At 43.2% G+C, this 18,893-nt stretch carries 16 protein-coding genes; 12 read left to right on the plus strand and 4 right to left on the minus strand.

Annotation, left to right across the window (positions count from 1 at the left end; translation table 11 throughout):
• The first annotated feature begins 101 nt into the window (after positions 1-101).
• From OK025_RS22890 to pdeM, 4 genes are read left to right on the plus strand one after another with little or no spacing between them, the layout of a single operon-like run.
• Positions 102-1,100: a ligase-associated DNA damage response exonuclease gene (locus OK025_RS22890; protein ID WP_317667034.1), complete on the plus strand. Its 999-nt coding sequence runs from the start codon at positions 102-104 to the stop codon at positions 1,098-1,100.
• 8 nt (positions 1,101-1,108) lie between these two features.
• Positions 1,109-2,689 (plus strand): ATP-dependent DNA ligase, encoded by a 1,581-nt coding sequence (locus OK025_RS22895; protein WP_317667036.1) that lies wholly within the window; start codon positions 1,109-1,111, stop codon positions 2,687-2,689.
• A gap of 22 nt (positions 2,690-2,711) precedes the next feature.
• On the plus strand, positions 2,712-5,174 hold the full coding sequence (locus OK025_RS22900; RefSeq protein WP_317667037.1) for a ligase-associated DNA damage response DEXH box helicase: 2,463 nt from the start codon (positions 2,712-2,714) through the stop codon (positions 5,172-5,174).
• On the plus strand, positions 5,171-5,839 hold the full coding sequence (gene pdeM / locus OK025_RS22905) for a ligase-associated DNA damage response endonuclease PdeM (RefSeq protein WP_317667038.1): 669 nt from the start codon (positions 5,171-5,173) through the stop codon (positions 5,837-5,839). The genes OK025_RS22900 and pdeM overlap by 4 nt, the downstream gene beginning before the upstream one ends.
• Positions 5,840-5,868: 29 nt before the next feature.
• Here pdeM and OK025_RS22910 read toward each other — a convergent pair whose 3' ends face one another.
• The 4 genes from OK025_RS22910 to OK025_RS22925 all read right to left on the minus strand — a co-directional run bounded on the left by OK025_RS22910 (position 5,869) and on the right by OK025_RS22925 (position 9,642).
• A complete protein-coding gene (locus OK025_RS22910) occupies positions 5,869-6,831 on the minus strand; it encodes a helix-turn-helix transcriptional regulator (RefSeq protein WP_075992433.1) in 963 nt (320 codons plus the stop codon).
• 91 nt (positions 6,832-6,922) lie between these two features.
• Complete coding sequence (locus tag OK025_RS22915; RefSeq protein ID WP_317667040.1) at positions 6,923-7,714, minus strand: heme ABC transporter ATP-binding protein; 792 nt, start codon at positions 7,712-7,714, stop codon at positions 6,923-6,925.
• Between the two features lie 33 nt (positions 7,715-7,747).
• The gene (locus OK025_RS22920) at positions 7,748-8,779 is read right to left on the minus strand and encodes a FecCD family ABC transporter permease (protein ID WP_286849486.1); all 1,032 of its coding nucleotides are present in this window, start codon (positions 8,777-8,779) and stop codon (positions 7,748-7,750) included.
• Positions 8,780-8,784: 5 nt separating this feature from the next.
• Entirely contained in the window at positions 8,785-9,642 is an 858-nt protein-coding gene (locus tag OK025_RS22925; protein ID WP_317667042.1) for a hemin ABC transporter substrate-binding protein, read from the minus strand.
• 312 nt (positions 9,643-9,954) lie between these two features.
• On the opposite strand from OK025_RS22925, the gene OK025_RS22930 reads away from it, so the two are divergent.
• The 8 genes from OK025_RS22930 (at position 9,955) to OK025_RS22965 (ending at position 18,730) form a co-directional block, all read left to right on the plus strand.
• Positions 9,955-12,333, plus strand: a complete 2,379-nt coding sequence (locus OK025_RS22930; protein ID WP_317667043.1) for a TonB-dependent receptor — start codon at positions 9,955-9,957, stop codon at positions 12,331-12,333.
• A 47-nt stretch (positions 12,334-12,380) separates the two neighbouring features.
• Positions 12,381-13,136 (plus strand): HmuY family protein, encoded by a 756-nt coding sequence (locus OK025_RS22935; RefSeq protein ID WP_317667044.1) that lies wholly within the window; start codon positions 12,381-12,383, stop codon positions 13,134-13,136.
• 29 nt (positions 13,137-13,165) lie between these two features.
• Positions 13,166-13,873: a hypothetical protein gene (locus tag OK025_RS22940; RefSeq protein ID WP_317667046.1), complete on the plus strand. Its 708-nt coding sequence runs from the start codon at positions 13,166-13,168 to the stop codon at positions 13,871-13,873.
• A gap of 223 nt (positions 13,874-14,096) precedes the next feature.
• Complete coding sequence (locus OK025_RS22945; RefSeq protein ID WP_317667047.1) at positions 14,097-14,837, plus strand: HmuY family protein; 741 nt, start codon at positions 14,097-14,099, stop codon at positions 14,835-14,837.
• A 41-nt stretch (positions 14,838-14,878) separates the two neighbouring features.
• On the plus strand, positions 14,879-15,865 hold the full coding sequence (locus OK025_RS22950) for a hypothetical protein (RefSeq protein ID WP_317667048.1): 987 nt from the start codon (positions 14,879-14,881) through the stop codon (positions 15,863-15,865).
• Positions 15,866-15,932: 67 nt separating this feature from the next.
• Positions 15,933-16,502, plus strand: a complete 570-nt coding sequence (locus OK025_RS22955; protein ID WP_317667049.1) for a hypothetical protein — start codon at positions 15,933-15,935, stop codon at positions 16,500-16,502.
• Positions 16,503-16,607: 105 nt separating this feature from the next.
• A complete protein-coding gene (locus tag OK025_RS22960; RefSeq protein WP_317667050.1) occupies positions 16,608-17,579 on the plus strand; it encodes a hypothetical protein in 972 nt (323 codons plus the stop codon).
• A gap of 8 nt (positions 17,580-17,587) precedes the next feature.
• The gene (locus tag OK025_RS22965; RefSeq protein ID WP_317667051.1) at positions 17,588-18,730 is read left to right on the plus strand and encodes a cytochrome-c peroxidase; all 1,143 of its coding nucleotides are present in this window, start codon (positions 17,588-17,590) and stop codon (positions 18,728-18,730) included.
• Positions 18,731-18,893: the final 163 nt, after the last annotated feature.

Consider the following 18,893-nt stretch of genomic DNA (forward strand, 5'->3'; position numbering starts at 1 on the left):
AATTAACTGAATACCGCCAATCGAATTGCGGAAAACCGCTGGCAAAAAAAAGCGCATGAAATAAGTAAAACTTTAGTCTGTCAAAGCCTGTTTTAACAAATATGATACGTTTTACATCAAAAGGCATATACTGCATTCCCGGTAAGTTTTATCTCGACCCATGGAAGCCTGTTGATTTGGCTGTTATTTCTCATGGCCATGCAGATCATGCCCACTGGGGAATGAAGAAGTACCTCTGTCATCATTTCACAGTCAATATTCTTCGGAGCCGGATCGGTCCAGATATTCAAATCCAGGGAATCGCTTACAATGAACCTGTCCACATCAATGGTGTCAGAGTTTCCCTGCACCCCGCCGGACATATCATTGGTTCTGCCCAGATTCGCCTGGAGTATAAAGGTAAAGTTGTCGTATTTACTGGCGATTACAAAATTCAGGAGGATGGCTTATGTACACCATTTGAGCCGATGAAATGCCATGAGCTCATTACAGAAAGTACTTTCGGTCTTCCGATTTATCGATGGGAGTCTGTAGCGGTACAAAATGAACGACTGCAATCTTGGATTAAGAACAACCAAAGCAATCATAAGACATCCGTTTTTATAGGGTATTCGCTTGGAAAATCGCAGCGTATTCTAAATGCTGTACATGAAATGGGTCCAGTATATGTACATTACAGTATTGCTAAATTAAATGAGGCCTACAGCCAGGCAGGTGTAAAACTACCACCCTATCAGATTGCGGACGTAAAATCAGCTCCAAAAGAACTAGACAAGCAGATTGTATTGCTTCCGCCAGCACTGCTGGACAGCCAGCTCCTTCAAAAAATACCCAATGTTGCCTATGCCATCTGTTCGGGCTGGATGCAAATCCGTGGGGCGCGACGATGGCGCAGCGCAGATGCTGGTTTTGCAATCAGTGACCACGCCGACTGGTCAGGTTTATTGCAGGCAGTACGTGGCAGTTCGGCCGAAAAAGTATATGTGACCCACGGGCAAACAGCTACCTTTGCCAAATATCTCAATGAAATCGGCATTGAAGCGGAAGAGGTCACCACACAGTATGGTGATGAAGAAGATCCCCAAGTCCAAACGACTTAAGATAGCTTATGAAAAAATTTGCAACATTGATACATGCTCTCGACAGCAGCAACAAGACCAATTTGAAAAAAGAGGCTGTTTTGCATTTTTTCAGGGAAGCCTCTGAAAAAGATAAACTTTGGTTTCTCGCTTTGATGACAGGGAAAAGGCCGAAACGGAGTATCGCGGTCAAGGACCTCAAAACCTGGACTTTAGAAATAACAGAAATTCCCGAATGGTTATTTGTTGAATCCTATGCTACCGTAGGTGATCTATCCGAAACCTTGGCTCTACTTTTGCCACCGGCATCGCAACTGATAGAGAAAAGCCTTAGCGACTGGATGGATGAAATCATTGCCTTACAAAATGCATCCATCGCAGAGAAAAAAGCTTTCGTTCTTCGATCCTGGAACGGGCTAAGCACCGTCGAGCGCTTTATTTTTAACAAACTTCTGGGCGGAAGCTTCCGTTTGGGCATTTCAGCAAAAGGCTTAATCAATGCCCTTGCTCAATATACAGGTACTGAGGCGAGTGCGGTAGCGCACAGCATCATGGGCGATTGGAATCCACATGAAGTCAAATTTGAAAAACTTATTCGTGGCACATATAGTGACACCAACTTATCCAAACCTTATCCTTTCTGCCTCGCCTATCCTATTGAAAAAGAACCAGAAGAACTAGGTCCAATTAAGACATGGCAAATCGAATATAAATGGGATGGAATACGCGGTCAGCTTATCAAGCGCAGCGGGGACATACACATCTGGTCACGCGGGGAAGAACTTGTTACAGCCCAGTTTCCCGAAATTACTACGGCGCTCAGTCAATGGAGCGGAAGCTTTGTGCTTGATGGGGAGATTCTCGCGGTTAAAGACGATCGTGTACTTAATTTTTCAGAACTACAAAAACGGATCAATCGCAAAACAATCCCAAAGGCTTTGCGTGAGGAAGTACCTATTTCAGTCTACCTTTATGATCTCTTAGAACTGAATGGAATGGATCTCCGTCAGGAGCCTCTTGCATACAGGCGTGTACAGCTGGAAGAACTTTATGCAGCCAATCCGGGTACCATATTAAAACTATCACCGTTGATACATGCCGAGGACTGGACAGCCCTTCAACAAATCCAAACTGCAGCACGCGAGCTTAACAGTGAGGGCATCATGCTCAAGAAAATGGATTCACCTTATTACGCCGGTCGCAAAAAAGGAGGCTGGTGGAAGTGGAAAGTCAATCCGATGAGTATAGATGCTGTACTCATCTACGCACAAAAAGGTAGCGGTCGGCGGAGTGCACATTACACAGATTATACCTTTGCCGTAAAAGATGGCGATCAGTTGGTCACGATCGCTAAAGCCTATTCGGGGCTTACAGACAAGGAAATCCTTGAAGTAAGCCGGTTTGTCAAACGAAATTCACTGGAAAAATTTGGCCCCGTCCGCACGGTTAGACCCGAGCTTGTCTTTGAGATTGCCTTTGAAGGGATAGGATACAGCAAAAGACACAAATCTGGCGTAGCATTACGCTTTCCAAGGATTTTACGCTGGCGAAAGGACAAAACAGCGACAGAGATCGACACCCTTGACGATATAAAACAATTGATTCAATAAAAATTTGAGACGATAAAACAGCGTGAACGAGAAGATAGCACATAGTGAAGGATTTCGAATTGTCAACAATTATTTCGAATCCCAGGGAAATGTTCCCTTTAGCTTTCAGACCAAGGCCTGGGAGAAATACGCGCAGGGTTATAGCGGACTAGTTATTGCACCAACAGGATTTGGAAAAACCTTTTCGTTATTTATGGCGGTACTGATAGACTTTCTTAATAACCCGGATCAGCACCAAAAGGGTTTGAAGCTACTTTGGGTAACACCCTTACGCTCGTTAGCTAAAGATCTTGCACGAGCAATGCAAAAGGCCATAGACGATATTGGGCTGGACTGGGTCGTTCAGGTTCGCAATGGCGACACCAATCCGAAAGTAAAAGCGCAACAGACACGATCGATGCCCGATATTCTGCTCGTCACACCCGAAAGTCTTCATTTGCTGCTCGCACAAAAACAACGGGATAAGTATTTCAAAAATCTCCGGTGTATCACCGTGGACGAATGGCATGAACTGATGGGCAACAAACGTGGTGTTATGGTCGAACTGGCGCTCGCCTTCCTCAAATCGCACTATAAAAAGATGCGCGTTTGGGGGATCACTGCCACCATAGGCAATCTCGAGGAAGCTATGGAGGTTCTGTTGCCAACAGAAAAAAAACGTATCCAAATTGTCGCTAAAGAGAAAAAGAAGATAGCGATCAAACCAATTTACCCCAGCAAAGTGGAACTATTGCCCTGGGCAGGACACCTTGGAGGCAACCTAGCGGACCAGGTCGTCCCCATTATACTCCAGAGCAAAAGCACAATCCTATTTACCAACACACGCAGCCAAAGCGAAATGTGGTATCAGCTCCTTTTACAGGCACATCCAGATTTTGCCGGACAAATCGCCTTACACCACAGCTCTATTGATGCCAATATCCGCGAATGGATCGAAGATAATCTCAGCAACGGCAAACTTAAAGCAGTCGTGTCGACCTCTTCCTTGGACTTAGGGGTAGATTTCAAACCCGTTGATACAGTCATCCAGATTGGCTCGAGTAAAGGTGTAGCCCGGTTTATGCAACGCGCTGGAAGAAGCGGCCATAGCCCTTTCGAAACCTCTACGATTTATTTCGTCCCTACGCACTCCCTGGAGCTCATCGAGGTCGCCGCACTGAAGGAGGCCGTAAAAACGCAGACGATCGAAAACCGGGATCCTATGGTTCAAACTTTCGATGTGCTTGTTCAATTCATGGTAACCATCGCCCTGGGTGGGGGATTTCGTTCGGAACAACTGCATGCGATCGTCGCCAATACCCATGCCTTTCGCTATATGGATCAGGAAGAATGGCAATGGTGCATGTATTTTATTACCGCAGGGGGAAAAATTGGTAAACGCTACGAAGAATTTCACAAGGTTATCCAAGATGAAGAAGGTAAATGGATCATCAAAAATCGTCGCCTGGCACTGCTGCATCGACTCAATATAGGCGCTATTGTAGGGGACGCCATGATGCGCGTGAAGTTCCTCTCCGGTGGTTATATCGGCATGATCGAAGAATATTTTATCAGTAAACTCAAAAAAGGCGAGCGATTTATTCTTGCGGGACGTGTCCTGGAACTTGTGATGGTCAAGGAAATGACCGTATTCGTAAGAAACTCGTCGGGTAAAGCCATTACTCCAAGCTGGCTCGGGGGCAGACTTCCCTTATCGTCCAATTTAAGCCATTTCCTTCGTAAAAAATTGGCTGCAGCAACAGGAGCTCCTTCCAGTGAAAAAGAGCTTCATTTCCTGGCACCATTGATCGAAAAACAGACCGAACTTTCGGCCGTGCCGAGCGAAGCGGAATTTCTTGTCGAACATATCAAAACAAGAGAAGGACATCATCTCTTTTTCTACCCTTTGGAGGGTAGACTGATCCATGAGGTCATGGCAGCGCTCGTCGCCTATCGCATCAGTAAATTGTTTCCCATCAGTTTTTCCATGGCCATGAATGATTATGGTTTTGAACTCTATTCCGACAAGGACATCCAACTGAGCCAATCACAGCTCAAAGAGGTCTTGAGCCGTAAAAATCTGATGGAAGATGTGATCAGCAGCATCAACTCCGCAGAAATGGCCAGCCGTAAATTTAGAGATATTGCTGTCATTTCGGGATTGGTGGTTCAAAATTATCCGGGTACACAGCAAAACAACAAATCCCTACAGGCTTCATCCGGAATTATTTTCAAGGTATTAATGGAGCACGACCCGAGCAACCTACTCCTTAAACAAGCTTTTAGCGAAGTGTTCAACCAACAATTGGAAGAATATCGTTTAATAAAAGCATTCGACAGGATAAACAATAGTAAAATACGTTATACCTTTGTCGAAGAGTATACGCCACTGAGCTTTCCGATCAAGGTCGATAGCCTGCGGCAGTCGCTGTCGAGTGAAGCACTGATCGAGCGTATCCAACGGATGGAAAAGGCCAACATGCAAAAAAAGAAACGTAGAAAATGAAGATCAAAGAGCAAACAATTACCTTTAATAAGCAGCAATTAATCCTTAACAATCAACGCTCTATATTTTGGAAATCAGAAAAAACATTGATTCTGTCCGATCTGCATCTTGGCAAAGCAGCACATTTCAGAAAGCACGGTATTGCAATCCCCATGGATACCACAATAGCCGATCTCAATCGACTCGAGCGCCTAGTGGATTATTATCAGCCCGTTCAGGTTATTGTTGTTGGAGATTTGGTTCATGCAGGTATCAATCAAGAAGTGCTACTATTGGAACAATTGAAAACGAGATATCCAACGCTTCTCCTCCACTTGGTCAAAGGAAACCATGATCGCCTGTCGAAACAAATGACCGATCGATTTAACATCCACCAACATGACGAAATTTTTGAACTGCAGCAGATACAATTTAAACACCACCCCATCGATGCGGAAGATCAATCTTCCTTCAGGATTAGCGGCCATCTGCATCCAGGAGTCAGTCTTGTCATACCACCGAGACGGCAGTTACGCTTACCCTGTTTTATGGTTTCTGATCATCAAATTATCCTGCCTGCATTTAGTAAGTTTACAGGGCTAGACAGTCGGGAATTATCTACAGCGTATCAATGTTATGCAATCACAGATGACCTGATCTTTCCGATCCAAAAAAACAGATTATAAAAACGTTTTATGACATTTTGAATTCACCATTACATTTTGAGTTCACCTGGCGAGATCCCATAATATTTTTTAAATGCACTGCTAAAATTATTCTGATGACCATAGCCCGTCAACAGCGCCACCTCATAGACCGTCATTTTATCTTCGAGCAGATAACTTTTGGCTTTTTCCATACGCACCCGTGTGAGGTAGTCGTGAATGGTCACTGAAAAATATTCCTTAAAGTCCTTACGTAGTTTACTTTCACTCGTCAGCACCTCTGCTGCCAGTTCTTTTTGCGTCGGTGGATTGGCAATACGCTGTTCAAGAATCTGTCGCGCCATCTCCAGTCGCTGCACATCCTCCTCATGAAAGAGCGAATCACTGCTTTCCGTTTTCTCATTGTATTGCTCAAACTGATACATCAGCAGCTCAACAACACGTGACTCGGTATGTAATCGACGGATCTCCCCTTTCTTTTTAGATTCAATCAGCTCAGTTATGGTATGCTGCATCTCGTAGGTTGCCATCAGATCCTCCTCCGAAAACGACACATACTCTCCCTTTTCGATCTCATGCACAAATTGCTGATGCAATAACGAATCGCGTTTGATCAGATTGAGGTAATACTCTTTGGAAATAACGGCTATAAAATACGTGTATTCAATACCAGGTTCCACTTCATGAATGGATTTGACCGAAGGAATGTAGCGTATATTATGCCGGCTCATGCCGTAAGGCAACTTGCTATCTGTCGGCTTAAAAAAGATAAACTGGCTGGTTATGGTCTCGCCCTCGATCTCCGTAAGCACCTGCACTGGCCGATCAAACTGCATTTTCGAATGCAAGATAAACAATCCTGAAGTCGATAGCTGAAAATTCTCCATATGGACAGGATCTTTGGATATGGATATCCTATTTTCGACCAAAGGTTTGTCGGGAACATAGCCATCCGGAATTTCTTCTTCAAAAAGCCAATCTGCCAACTCTACTATTTTACTTTTCACCAACATGATTACAAATCCTAAATAAGCCTGAAGCAGTTAAAATTAACGAAATAAGATGGTATTTTAAAATTATTTATAATCTTTCTAAATAACATGTCTAATCCAAGTCAATATCCATTTCCTCCAACTGAACATAAGGTTTCAATGTTCTTGGATTCATAATGACATTGGACTCAACCGAAAAGATGGTATAGATCTCCTTTTGGGCCAATACCTCCACCGGTGTACCATGAAAGAGCTTTCGGCCATTTTTGAGCATTAAAATACGATCGGCATACATGGCGGCAAAATTGACATCGTGCACAATCAGCACCACCATAAATCCTTTTCGGGCAAGTGCCCGTGCAATGGCCAGTACTTTCTGCTGATAGTGCAGATCCAATGCCGAAATCGGTTCATCCAATAACAACAACGCATCCGGATTATCCCATATCTGCGCCAGGATCCGCGCAAGATGAACACGCTGCTGTTCACCACCAGAAAGGCTCAAAAAATCCCGTTCAGCAAAAGCAGATACCCCACAAAGGTCCATGGTTTCGGCCACGATCTTATAGTCATGTTGCTTGGGGCTATTCTTATAATGCGGATACCGTCCCATCAGCACAATCTCTTCTACACTAAAACTCAATGTCATCTGCTGCTGTTGACTCAGTAAAGCCCTGCATTTGGCCAAAGCCGCAGGCTCGTATGCCGACAGCGCCTTGCCATTGAGATGAACAGCTCCCGAATCCGGCTTCTTTTCACCACAAAGCACCCCCATCAGCGTCGATTTACCAGCGCCATTGGCTCCTAGGATTGCCAGAATTTCTCCTTTGCGCACCTGAAAGGTAATATCCTTTAGGAGCTTTCGTCCGTTCACTTCGTAGTTGATCTTCTCTACACGTAGCATAATGCGATTATTTTTTAAGCCTCTGCCTAAAGACTATTTATCTTTGATTAAAATATACAAGAATACCGGTGTACCCAGTAAAGCTGTAATCACGCCAATGGGCAATTCGATGGGTGCCACGGCGACCCGGGCAATCACGTCTGCCAATGTCAACACCAGTGCCCCTAATAGTAATGATCCGGGGAGCACAAATCTGTGATCCGCCCCACCCATCAGGCGAACTGTATGTGGAACAATCAATCCCACAAAACCAATAATGCCCGACACCGCAACGGATGCTCCCACAGCAAGCGTGGATAAGACAACCACCCAGCGTTTGACGCGATCGGTACGCATACCCAAAAGATCCGCCTGCAACTCCCCGAGGGAAAAGGCATTCAACGACTTTCCAAAAAAAGGCAAGATCAGCACCGGGATCAAAATAAAGGGAGCCAACGCCCTTAGGTTATCCCAAGTAGCCCCGCCAAGACTGCCCAGCATCCAAAATGTGATGGTACGCAATTGTTGCTCCGTCGACATATAAGTCATCAAACCCGTCAACGCACCAGCAAAGGCATTGATGGCAATACCCGCCAACAACATCGTCGTCACATTTGGACGGCCATTTTTACTGGCGATACGGTAAACCAAAAAAGCGGTTAAACCAGCGCCCACAAAAGCACCAAAAGCCAATATATAATATCCAATCCAGGCCGCTAAAGAGGTGAAGAGAAAAGTTTCAAAGGCAATGATCAGTACTGCAAAAAGGGACGCTCCAGAAGAAATCCCTATCAATCCGGGCTCTGCCAATGGGTTGCGAAATATACCCTGGATCGCAGCACCCGATATACCAAGTGCTGCCCCCACCAAAAGTCCGAGCAAAAGACGCGGCATACGAATCTCAAAAAGAACATCTCCTTGCATATTGTGCACAGCTTCGGCACTTCCCAAGTGCAATTTTTGCGTCAACATCGTTAAGATGTCAGCGGACGGAATATGGTAGGCCCCCATCCCCAAGGCAACAATACTTACAACACCCAATACCAGGCCCAAAGCTAATAGGATAAATTTCTGTTTCTTTTGCACCGGCTTTATTTTGAATCCATCACTCTTCCAAATCCACGGTGCAATTCTAAGATTGCGTCTGGCAGCCGGTTACTGAAATTTACCAGTAGTGAGGCATTCATCACCAAGATACGGCCGTTTTTACCCGCATTCGTAATACGCATGCCCGGCAATTTGAGGATAGCATCCTCTCCGCCAAGACTACTCGCGCCAAAATCAAATAGCAACACAATATCTGGATTGGCCTGCACCAGCGCTTCCGTCGTATAGGGCTTGAAATCCGAAAATTCCTGAACCGCATTTTTACCACCAGCCAGATTAATCATCGCATCCAGGCTACTGCCCTTACCTGCCACACTCATGGTACCTGTACCACGGGCATATAAAAACAATACTTTGGGCGCTGCTTTACCCTGATTTTCCTTCTTTACTAATTCCATGGTATGATCCAAGCTTACTTTCGTGCGGGAAACCAGATTTTTACCGGCGGCAGATTCACCGACGGCATCTGCGACCTCCTGGATGTAACGAAGTGCCCCCGGAACAGAATAATTTGGTTTAATGGAGACGAACTTCACACCAGCCGCACGGATCTGCTGAATGACCGATTTGGATACATCGCCTTCATTCGCAATGACGATGCTCGGTTTAAAAGATAACAGACCTTCGGCCGAAACCGACCGATTTTTGCTTACCCTCGGCAAGGCTGCAGCCGCTTTGGGCGATATACTTGTCACATCGGTAGCGACCATGCGCTCGCCTACTCCCAGTCCGTAGATCGTTTCGGTCAACGAACTGTTTAACGTAATGATTCTCTGCTGTGCCGTCGCCCATCCACCGATTTGCATCACAAAACACAGTATAACAACATAAAATCTACTCATCGTAATTCTTTATCTCCATGATGACGATAGCGGATTTCCAGGAATGGTTTTCGCATCTCGCCTTTCAACTTGAGTACAAAACAAATCAATAATCAGTCTAAATACAAATTATACCGAATCTTTTAGAATAGCACACCACAACGTAAAAAGAAGTATAAAACACTAATAAACAACAACATAACATTTAAAATATACTACTTTTCAGTCCACAAAAAACGGATTAAATAGAATTTATGACATTTTGCATAGAGAAAAATTCAGACGGATTACCGTTTTTTGTAACATTATTTAGAATTAGTAAAAATAAAAATAGTGTTTAGAAGCATCTCATCTATTCGAACAAGCACCCTGATCGCCTTATGTGCCTGCCAGGTTTATACCCTGCAAGCACAGGAAAAATGGAAAATCTCCGGTGTATTGAAAAACGAATCCAATAAAGGCGTAGCCAATACGACCGTATATCTTTATCCGGACAAATATGCTTTTAAAACAGATACTGCAGGAAGATTTCAATTCAGTCAGCTCTATGCTGGACGCTACGAATTACAGGTACAGGCTATGGGTTATCAGCAATACCGCCAAGTTATCGATTTGGAAGACAAAAATCAGCAGTTGAACATTGTGTTAAAAGCTGAAGAAAGGCAGATGGATGTAGTTGATGTGCAGGGTAAAGCGCAGGCTGTAGACAATCTCGTTAAGGCCGAAAATGCCGCCATGCCCGTTAAAGTCATCACCAAACGTGAAATTGAGCTTATGGGCAGCCGCCGTCTGGATGAAGTTTTAAAAGAACAGACGGGTATTGCCATTGTCAACGATATTGCCGGGGGCTCTAGAGCTGTTGGTGTACAGATCCAGGGTTTCAGCAGCAACTACGTGATGGTCCTTGTAGACGGACAACCCATGCTGGGGCGCAATAGTGGCAACTTTGACCTATCCCGTATCTCGGTGACCAACATCGAACGTATCGAAATTATCAAAGGCGCATCCTCCTGCTTATACGGCAGTGACGCATTGGGTGGTGCGATCAATATCATTACTCGCCATGGTGCAATCACACCACAGGCACAGGCATCGCTTCTTTATGGCAGTCTCAATACCGTTGATGCAACGCTGGAAGCCGAAACACCTTTTGCTAATCAACGCGGGAGCGCCGTCTTTTCGGGCAATTACTACCACACGGATGGTTTTAATACCGACAAGCAGTATCTGGACTCCAAGAGTACCACTTTTCCGCCCTATACCAACTATAGTTTCCAGGGGCGACTACGTTATCGTACAAGCAAAAATGGCACTTTGGGCGTTACAGGGCGTTATGCAGCCCGGGAATCTGAAATGATCAATGCATGGTCCAAATCGGCCACACTACAGGATAAACAAAAAGATCAGGACATCAATCTTTCGGCGAGTTACAACCATAATTTCGAGTCGGGACTGCGCAGTATGACGCGTTACTATTTCTCGCGTTTCCACTCCCAGATTGCCGCACAATGGTTGCAACAAGGTATTGTTGCAAGTGCCGAGCAATTTGGTCAAAATGTACACCGCATTGAACAGCAATTTGCGTATAGCCCCGCACAGCAGGTTAAACTTACCGGTGGTATAGGTGGTAGTCTTGAACTGATGGACAACCAGGATCTGGATGCCAAGCGCTCTTTGAACAGCGCATTCGCCTATTTGCAGACCGAATGGAAACCTGTAGACCGCTTATTGACAACGCTGGGTCTACGCTACGATCAGACCAATGTCTACAATGGCCATCTGAGTCCAAGTTTGGGTATACAATACCATGTCAGCCCTAAGCTTTTGATCAAAGGTGGTATCGGAGCAGGATTTAAGGCACCCGACTATAAGATGCGCTATCAGGTCTTTTTCAATCCAGCAGCCAACTATTTGGTCGTCGGTTCAGAGCGCGTAGCCGATGTGATTGCAGCCATGGATCAAGCCGGAGAACTGAGTTATAAAAACAGTTATATGCTCAATTTGGTAGCGGGTAATCTCAAAGCCGAAACCAGCATTTCAAACAATATTGGACTTACCTGGAGTCCGTCCAATAGATTTCAGGCCGATTTCTCGGTCTTCTACCATCGGATCAACAATCAGATCAACACAGTCAGTGTAGGTAACGGGACCAAAGTAGCACAGATCTATAGCTACCGCAACCTGCCCAAAGCCATGAACAAAGGTTTTGAAGTTTCATTGACCTATCAGGCGACCAAAGATCTGCAATTGTCGATGGGCTATCAATACCTGATTGCCAAAGACCTGAGTGTTTTGGATAGTATTGCCAAGGGAAGTTATCCCTATAACCAGATCAACGATCCCGCTACGGGCGAATATCGCCAGAGTAAAAAATCAGATTATTGGGGTATTGAGGACCGTTCGAGACACATGTTCAATGCAAAAGCCCAATATGAATATAAACCCTGGGGCGTCAATGTCAATGCGCGTGTCAATTTCAGAAGTGCCACACCTTTTCAGGAATATAATGGCAACCAGTTTATCGACAAATATGACATCTTTATCCCCTATCACACACTGGTGAATATGACGTTAGAAAAGAGTCTGATGAACCGCAGATTGACACTGCGTCTGATCGGTGACAATTTATTCAATTTTACAAGCCGTTATTTACTAGGGCAACCTGGGCGGGTTATTATGGGCGGCGTGAGCTACCGTTGGATAAAAGAATAATAAGGACTAATGAACAAGAATTTAGCACACAAAGTACAAGATAAAAGATGAGAACGATTCGCATGATTATTGGAGAATGTAGCATCTGGCTTTCCTTTCACAAGATTGGCCGTTGTATTTTTTTAGCACTATTATTATTGACAGTCGTATCCTGTGGGAAAGACAAAGACTATACGATCGGATTAGAAGATGGCAAAAGTACCTTGATCAAAGATCTTGCTGGCGATACCGATGCAGCCATGGGCGAAGGTACTGAAGGAAAAGAGCAAAGACCATTTTTTATATTTCTTTTTCGTTTTAAAGATCAAAAGCAAATATGGGTTAAGACCAAAGCCGATTCTGCGCAGTGGCTTAAAACAAAAGATTGGGATATTGCCTTTACAGGTCCTTATAATTCAGAGATCTATGTTAACAATTCCCAGCATGAATACAATCCGGGTTATAACGGCCAGGCAAATAATACCGCTGTGGTTTTACTGCGACAAGCCTATCAGAGTGTCACTGTAGCCCCTTCGGATGAAGAGTTTAATAAAAGTGAAGTAAACAAAATTGGCTGGGCAGCAACAGATGGTTCGGATGGCTGGTTTCGCTATAGTTTGAGCACCCATATTATGCAGGCGCTCCCCAATCGTACCTATGCGATTCGCTTACCCGATGGCAAATATGCCAAATTACAGCTGATCAATGCCTATAAGGGAAATCCTGCGGCGGTAACCAACCTCAATTGGCCTGCCCCATACTATACATTTAAATATTATGTACAGCAGGATGGCAGTAAAGATTTAAATACAAACACATTATAATAAGGAAAAATTACACAATTAAATTAAAGATGAATAGATTATTTACAACAGCAGCACTACTATGTGCATTGAGTTTAGGTTTTACTTCTTGTAGCAAGGATGATGATAAGGTGGAGCAAGTCGAGCCGGAATACCAAGCTAAGGTTATGGTCAAAGACGGTGAAACTGTTGATTTAACAAAGGTTTCCAAAACCATCAATACACAAGGAACAATCAAGCGTACAGGCAATACCTATTCACTTCGTAACTTCAAACAATTTACAATCGGTGAAGATGGAAAAGCAACAACAACTGCAGCAGCAGATTATTATTTTGATTTCAAAGAAAATGATGCAACCAGTGATGCCGACAAAATGTTAAGTCTATCAGGAACAGCAGCTGTAACTTTGAAAACGAATACCGAAAAGGGCTATACATTATCCTATATTGATAAAAGTTTTGATCAAGTCCAAGCTTCTGATCAATTAATCTCTATTGAGAATAACGCTAGTGAAATCTATAAAATGACTATTTCCCCAGCAATGCAAACGATTAGAACAGAATCGGGTTGGTGCAATTATAGTTTAGTCAATCATATAGTAACTGTAGTAGAAAATAGAACGCTCGTAATATCAAAAGATAAAAAACCATTATTTAAAATACGAATGAATAGCATCTATTCAGATGGAAAACCAAATGCTGATGAAAAAGCAAGCAATATGGTTTTCTACTCCATCGATTACCAAGAATTTAAATAGTATCAGCATAGTAGCTGGTTAAAATTCCAGCTGCTTTTGTTAACCAAAAATCAAAAACCGAAAAAAATATATTAAATACCAATTTTCATACACACTTTATCAGCAAAAGATTTTATCTTTACTATTATTTAGAATCAATTTAAATAAAAATAACATACTAACAACCCTACTACATGTATAGAAAAGGGACAAGGTATCAACTAACACAAAAAAACTAGTAACAATGAAAATAAAGAAACGCAGCAACCTATTAAAATTCATACCGGTATTGGCATTTTTAATTGTGTTGGGGTCCTGTAGCAAAAGCGAGCCCACAGTAGTAGAGCCTGAACCAGATCCTGTTGCACCAGAAGCTATGTTCAACCGCTTGATTACTGTTAAGAATTTTGGCGAAGACTTACCTGCTGGAAGTGCACCAACCACAGCGCAATCACCAATATATTACAGCCTGGAACAGAACAAAGCTGTGACACCGGATTATAAACTAACCGCACGATGGGACATCTCTTGCTCAGAAATATACCGCAGTTTTATCAATTGCAACAATACAGCAAACGGATTTGGTAAAGGTGGTCCAGGGAAAGGCGGTATCCTAATTGTCAAGAAAAAGTTCGAAGATGTAGTCGATATCCCTTCAGATGCCGAGTTCCGCAAAGGTGAAAAAGCATATGGTACGGATGATTCAGGAGCTTTTGGTGAAGGCTTGGGTTGGTATTTATATGATTTTGATGGCGTAATCAAAGGTGGTGGAGCGGAAAACAAAAAACACGTTTGCTATCCAATTGAAAGCAATACATTGATCGTCCGTACAGCCCAGGGAAACTATGCCAAGATCAAGATACAAAGTATCTATAAAGACCTCTTGGATCCAAAAGATTGGTTTAAAGATTCACCAACACCCTACTTTTCTTTCCAATATGTACTTGCCAAAGCTGGCAGTACCAAATTTGTGATTGCTAACTAAATAATATAAGCTAAGCATTCTGATTTAGACACTAAACTAACATGAAAAGAATATACAGCATTTTAAGCTTCCTTTTTTTAGGATTGCTGCTAACCCGCTGCACCAAAACGGAAGAATTAGCCTTACTTCCCGCAGATAAGATACTCGAATATAAGGTCATCAACCTCCCTAATGATGAGGTTATCTATGGCGCTATAGACAATGAAAAAAATGTCATTACGGTATATCTCCCTTATTATTATGGGTTGCTCGTCATCGACCCTACTATTAAAGTCGCGAATGGTGCCAGTTTAACAGAAGAAATTTTGCCTGTTAAAACAGATGAAAAGAACCAGACGTATACTGTAAAGTCCGCTACAGGTACCACAAGAACCTATAGCTTAAAGATTGAATTGCAAAGTACACCATCTTTTGAAGCGACTTTTGCATCGACATCTTCTATTTCGCTTACAAAAGGCCCTGGAGGTGCTTTTCCAGCCATTAATGGAACCTTTATGCATACCAATCCTTCATTGGTGAGTATTGCACTGATTAATCAGGAGACCAAACAAAGGTATCAAATGGCTACGCCGAATAGCCTGAAAGTATCGGGGATTGGATACCAATTAAGCTATACGGGTACCGAACGGGAAAACCGCATTCCATCCGATATTAAAGCAGGTACCTATGATGTAGAGGTGACCAACATCAACCATACCATTAAATTAGCCAATCCGCTCAAAATTACATACCGTCAACCTGACGTAATTGTTAGCTTATTGGGTCTAAATCTCGCAAAAAATAAAGATTGGACCATAAAAGCTGGCCTAGATAAGGTTATTTTAGATCCTACGGCCGTTATCATGACACTCAATGGAAAAGATTATCCATTGACTATTAAATCTTATAACCGTACCGAAATGACAGTTTCATTACCAGCGACTCTTCCAATCGGAACTTTTGATAATTTGCAGATCAAATTCCAATTTAAAGACTGGGCCGATGTTGTAAAGACACAGTTGTCTCCAAGTACAATAACGGAATCATAAACAAGCATCCACAGTATGCCATGGTGGCATCAAAATTAAATAAATTAAAACAAGAGGAGATCTCAACATGAACTCAAACATCAAAATTATCTTAAAATCAGCGATGGCCGTGACTGTGCTATCGGCAGCAGTATGGGCAGCAGCCCCAACAACAGAATCAGCAACAGCTCCTTTAGCGCTGAACCAAGCTAAAGCAAATAGTAACTACACTGTTGTAGGTGAATGGTGGAGCCCAGCAGCTGCAGCAACTTGGCCTGCAGTATATGTCGACCTTGCTACAGGTGCACAAAGCTTGAGTAGCTCTGGTCAAGTTGCATTCTTTAGCCATGTAAATGGTTCGATCAAGGCTAATGGATCTTATTCGATCAGAACGGTAGCAAAAGACATCGCTTCCGTTACAGCATCAGATTGGGCAACAGCGACTCCAGTATCATCACAGGGTAGTGGCGAATGGTATGAATATGATTTAGATAGCCATGCAAACCAAGCAATCCAACCTTTGACAGTGTTGGTCGGAAATTCTTCCGGAGCTTCGTATGCTGTTAAGTTAATTAATTTTACAAATGTTGGCCAACAAGTAGTGGCAGGTCAATTACAAGTAAAAGCAGATACCAATATCGAAGTTAAGGCATTATAGTCCTTCCTATTTAATGAATGAAACATTCCGCAACCTGGTGGATGGGTTGCGGATCTTTTTAGCCTAATCAACATCCGCATAACGATTTTTTTAACCAAAAAAATTATGCAACACTCATTTTTGAAAAAACAAATACATATCCTTCAATTTCTAGCGATTTTTATGCTAGCACTAACATGCTGGTCCTGTAAAACGGAATACCCCAGCCTACCCTACAATGACATTGAATCTTTTAGCATTCAGGATGCTGATGGCAAAATCTTGTCAGCCAGCATTGTGAATGACCAGATTATCTTATATTGGCCACCCTTGGTGGAGCAGCCCGAAAGCATTACGCCCACTATTAAAATTTCGGAATTAGCGACAATTACTCCTGCATCTGGGACAGCAATACAGTTACAATTCGACAAACCAATTACCTATATTGTGCGGGCACAAGATGGTTCCAGCAAAAATTATACATTGGTATTCCAGTACAACCAGCCGCTGGTACAGGCAGAAATGAATCTGCTTGAAGGCAAATATTACCTTAGTTACCCAAAAAATGAGGATTTGGTAGTACGAGGAGAAAATATTTTGCCAGACGAGGCGCAAACCAAGGGCTATCTGGTCGATAAGGATGGAAAAGAGACCTTACTTTCTTTTTCTCAACCTCCAACATCTTTCATTGCACAATTTAATACTCCTGAAGATCTCAAACCAGGCAAATACCACATCAAACTGATCTCCGGACGTTACACGAAACTCACCGATGCTTTTGAGGTATTCTTACCAACATTATACAATGTCATAAAATGGCAGGATTATACTGGCAAAAAGGGCGGCGACCTGGTGCTGAACATAAACAGTAAAGAGACTTATGAACTTTATTTCAAGGCAGATTTTGACCATTTTATAGCGATTGATAACCTCAATAACGAATATACTATCAACAATGTAGTCTTTGATGTTGCAACGATGACGATAAAGCTATCCATTCCCGTATCTGTACAGGGAAACGCAATTAAATCCTTGAAGATGATGGATAAAAACGGGAACTTATTATCAGAAGGTGATTTTAACATCTCTTTAAATTAATTAATACCTTGCCTAAGATATTTTTGGCCGCATATTTTCGCTATCGTACAAAACCTTTAATAACAGCATGTTTCGCGGCACTGGCAGTATGCAGTTGCAACAAGAGCGCTTCTGTCCCAGAAGAGCCTACAGCTCCTACTTTCCCAGAAGAAACCTTACGTCAACAATATAGTAAATCGTTAACGCAATGGCCAGCTGCCACTTGGTACAACACTATCAAGGTACGTGAACTGGCCGCTTTACCCGAAAACCCATCGAAAGATAAGGCCGAGCTAATAGCACTTGGCAAAGCCTTATTTTTCGACCCCCGCACCGGTAATGGTATGAAGACTTGCGCTTCATGTCATAATCCGGACACCTACTGGATCGACCAAAAAACAACGGCAGATGGTATCGCACTGCATCACCGCAATACACCTTCTATGGAAAATGTCTGGTACCTGGAAGGCAAACTCTTCCACGATGGCCGCGCAATGACTTATCGAGAGCAGATTGCCGAAGCCATCAACTCCCCCATCGAAATGGGCGGCAATACAGCTGCTTTACCCGCTAAGCTGCAAGCTATACCAGGCTACCTCAGTTTATATGAGGCGGCTTACTCGAGCCAGACGATGAGCGTCGAAGGATTGCTGGATGCCATAGCAGCGTATTCAAGATCAATTAGCAGTGGTGAAACCGCCTTTGACCGTTTTATCAAAGGAAATTACCTGGCATTAAACGATGCACAGCTCGAAGGCCTCCATCTGTTTCGCACAAAAGGGAAATGCATCAACTGCCATAATGGTGCCTTCTTTACCGATCTTGATTTTCATAACCTGGGTTATGCTGTTACCAGCAAAGGTGCCTTGGACAATGGTCGCTTTGAGGCAACAGGACTGGAAACAGACAAAGGTAAATTTCGCACGCCGGGTCTGCGCAATGTGATCCATACTGCACCCTACCTGCACAATGGTAGTATTTCGAGCTTAGCTGAACTGATCAACCTGCTGAGTCAGGGCATGCCCCAAAAGGCGGGACAACAGATCAATGGCACCTTATCGCCGCATATCCAAAATGTCCGATTGAGCAGTAAAGAACAGGAAAATATCTTGGCTTTTTTGGAAAGTTTATCCAGTGTGCCAAGCAAAACAGAGCGACCTGTATTGCCCTAAAATAAAAAATCCCAAAGGGGATACCTTTGGGACATTTTGAATACTCCACAGTAGCGGAGGCATCAAAAATTAAATAAATTGGCACAAAATTAGGCTTTTATATTAAATAAAAAAGTAAAAAAGTATTAAATTTCAGATAATTATCCATTTTGTAGCGAATCAA

Origin of the sequence: Sphingobacterium sp. UGAL515B_05 (assembly GCF_033097525.1) — a bacterium.
Classification (GTDB): domain Bacteria; phylum Bacteroidota; class Bacteroidia; order Sphingobacteriales; family Sphingobacteriaceae; genus Sphingobacterium.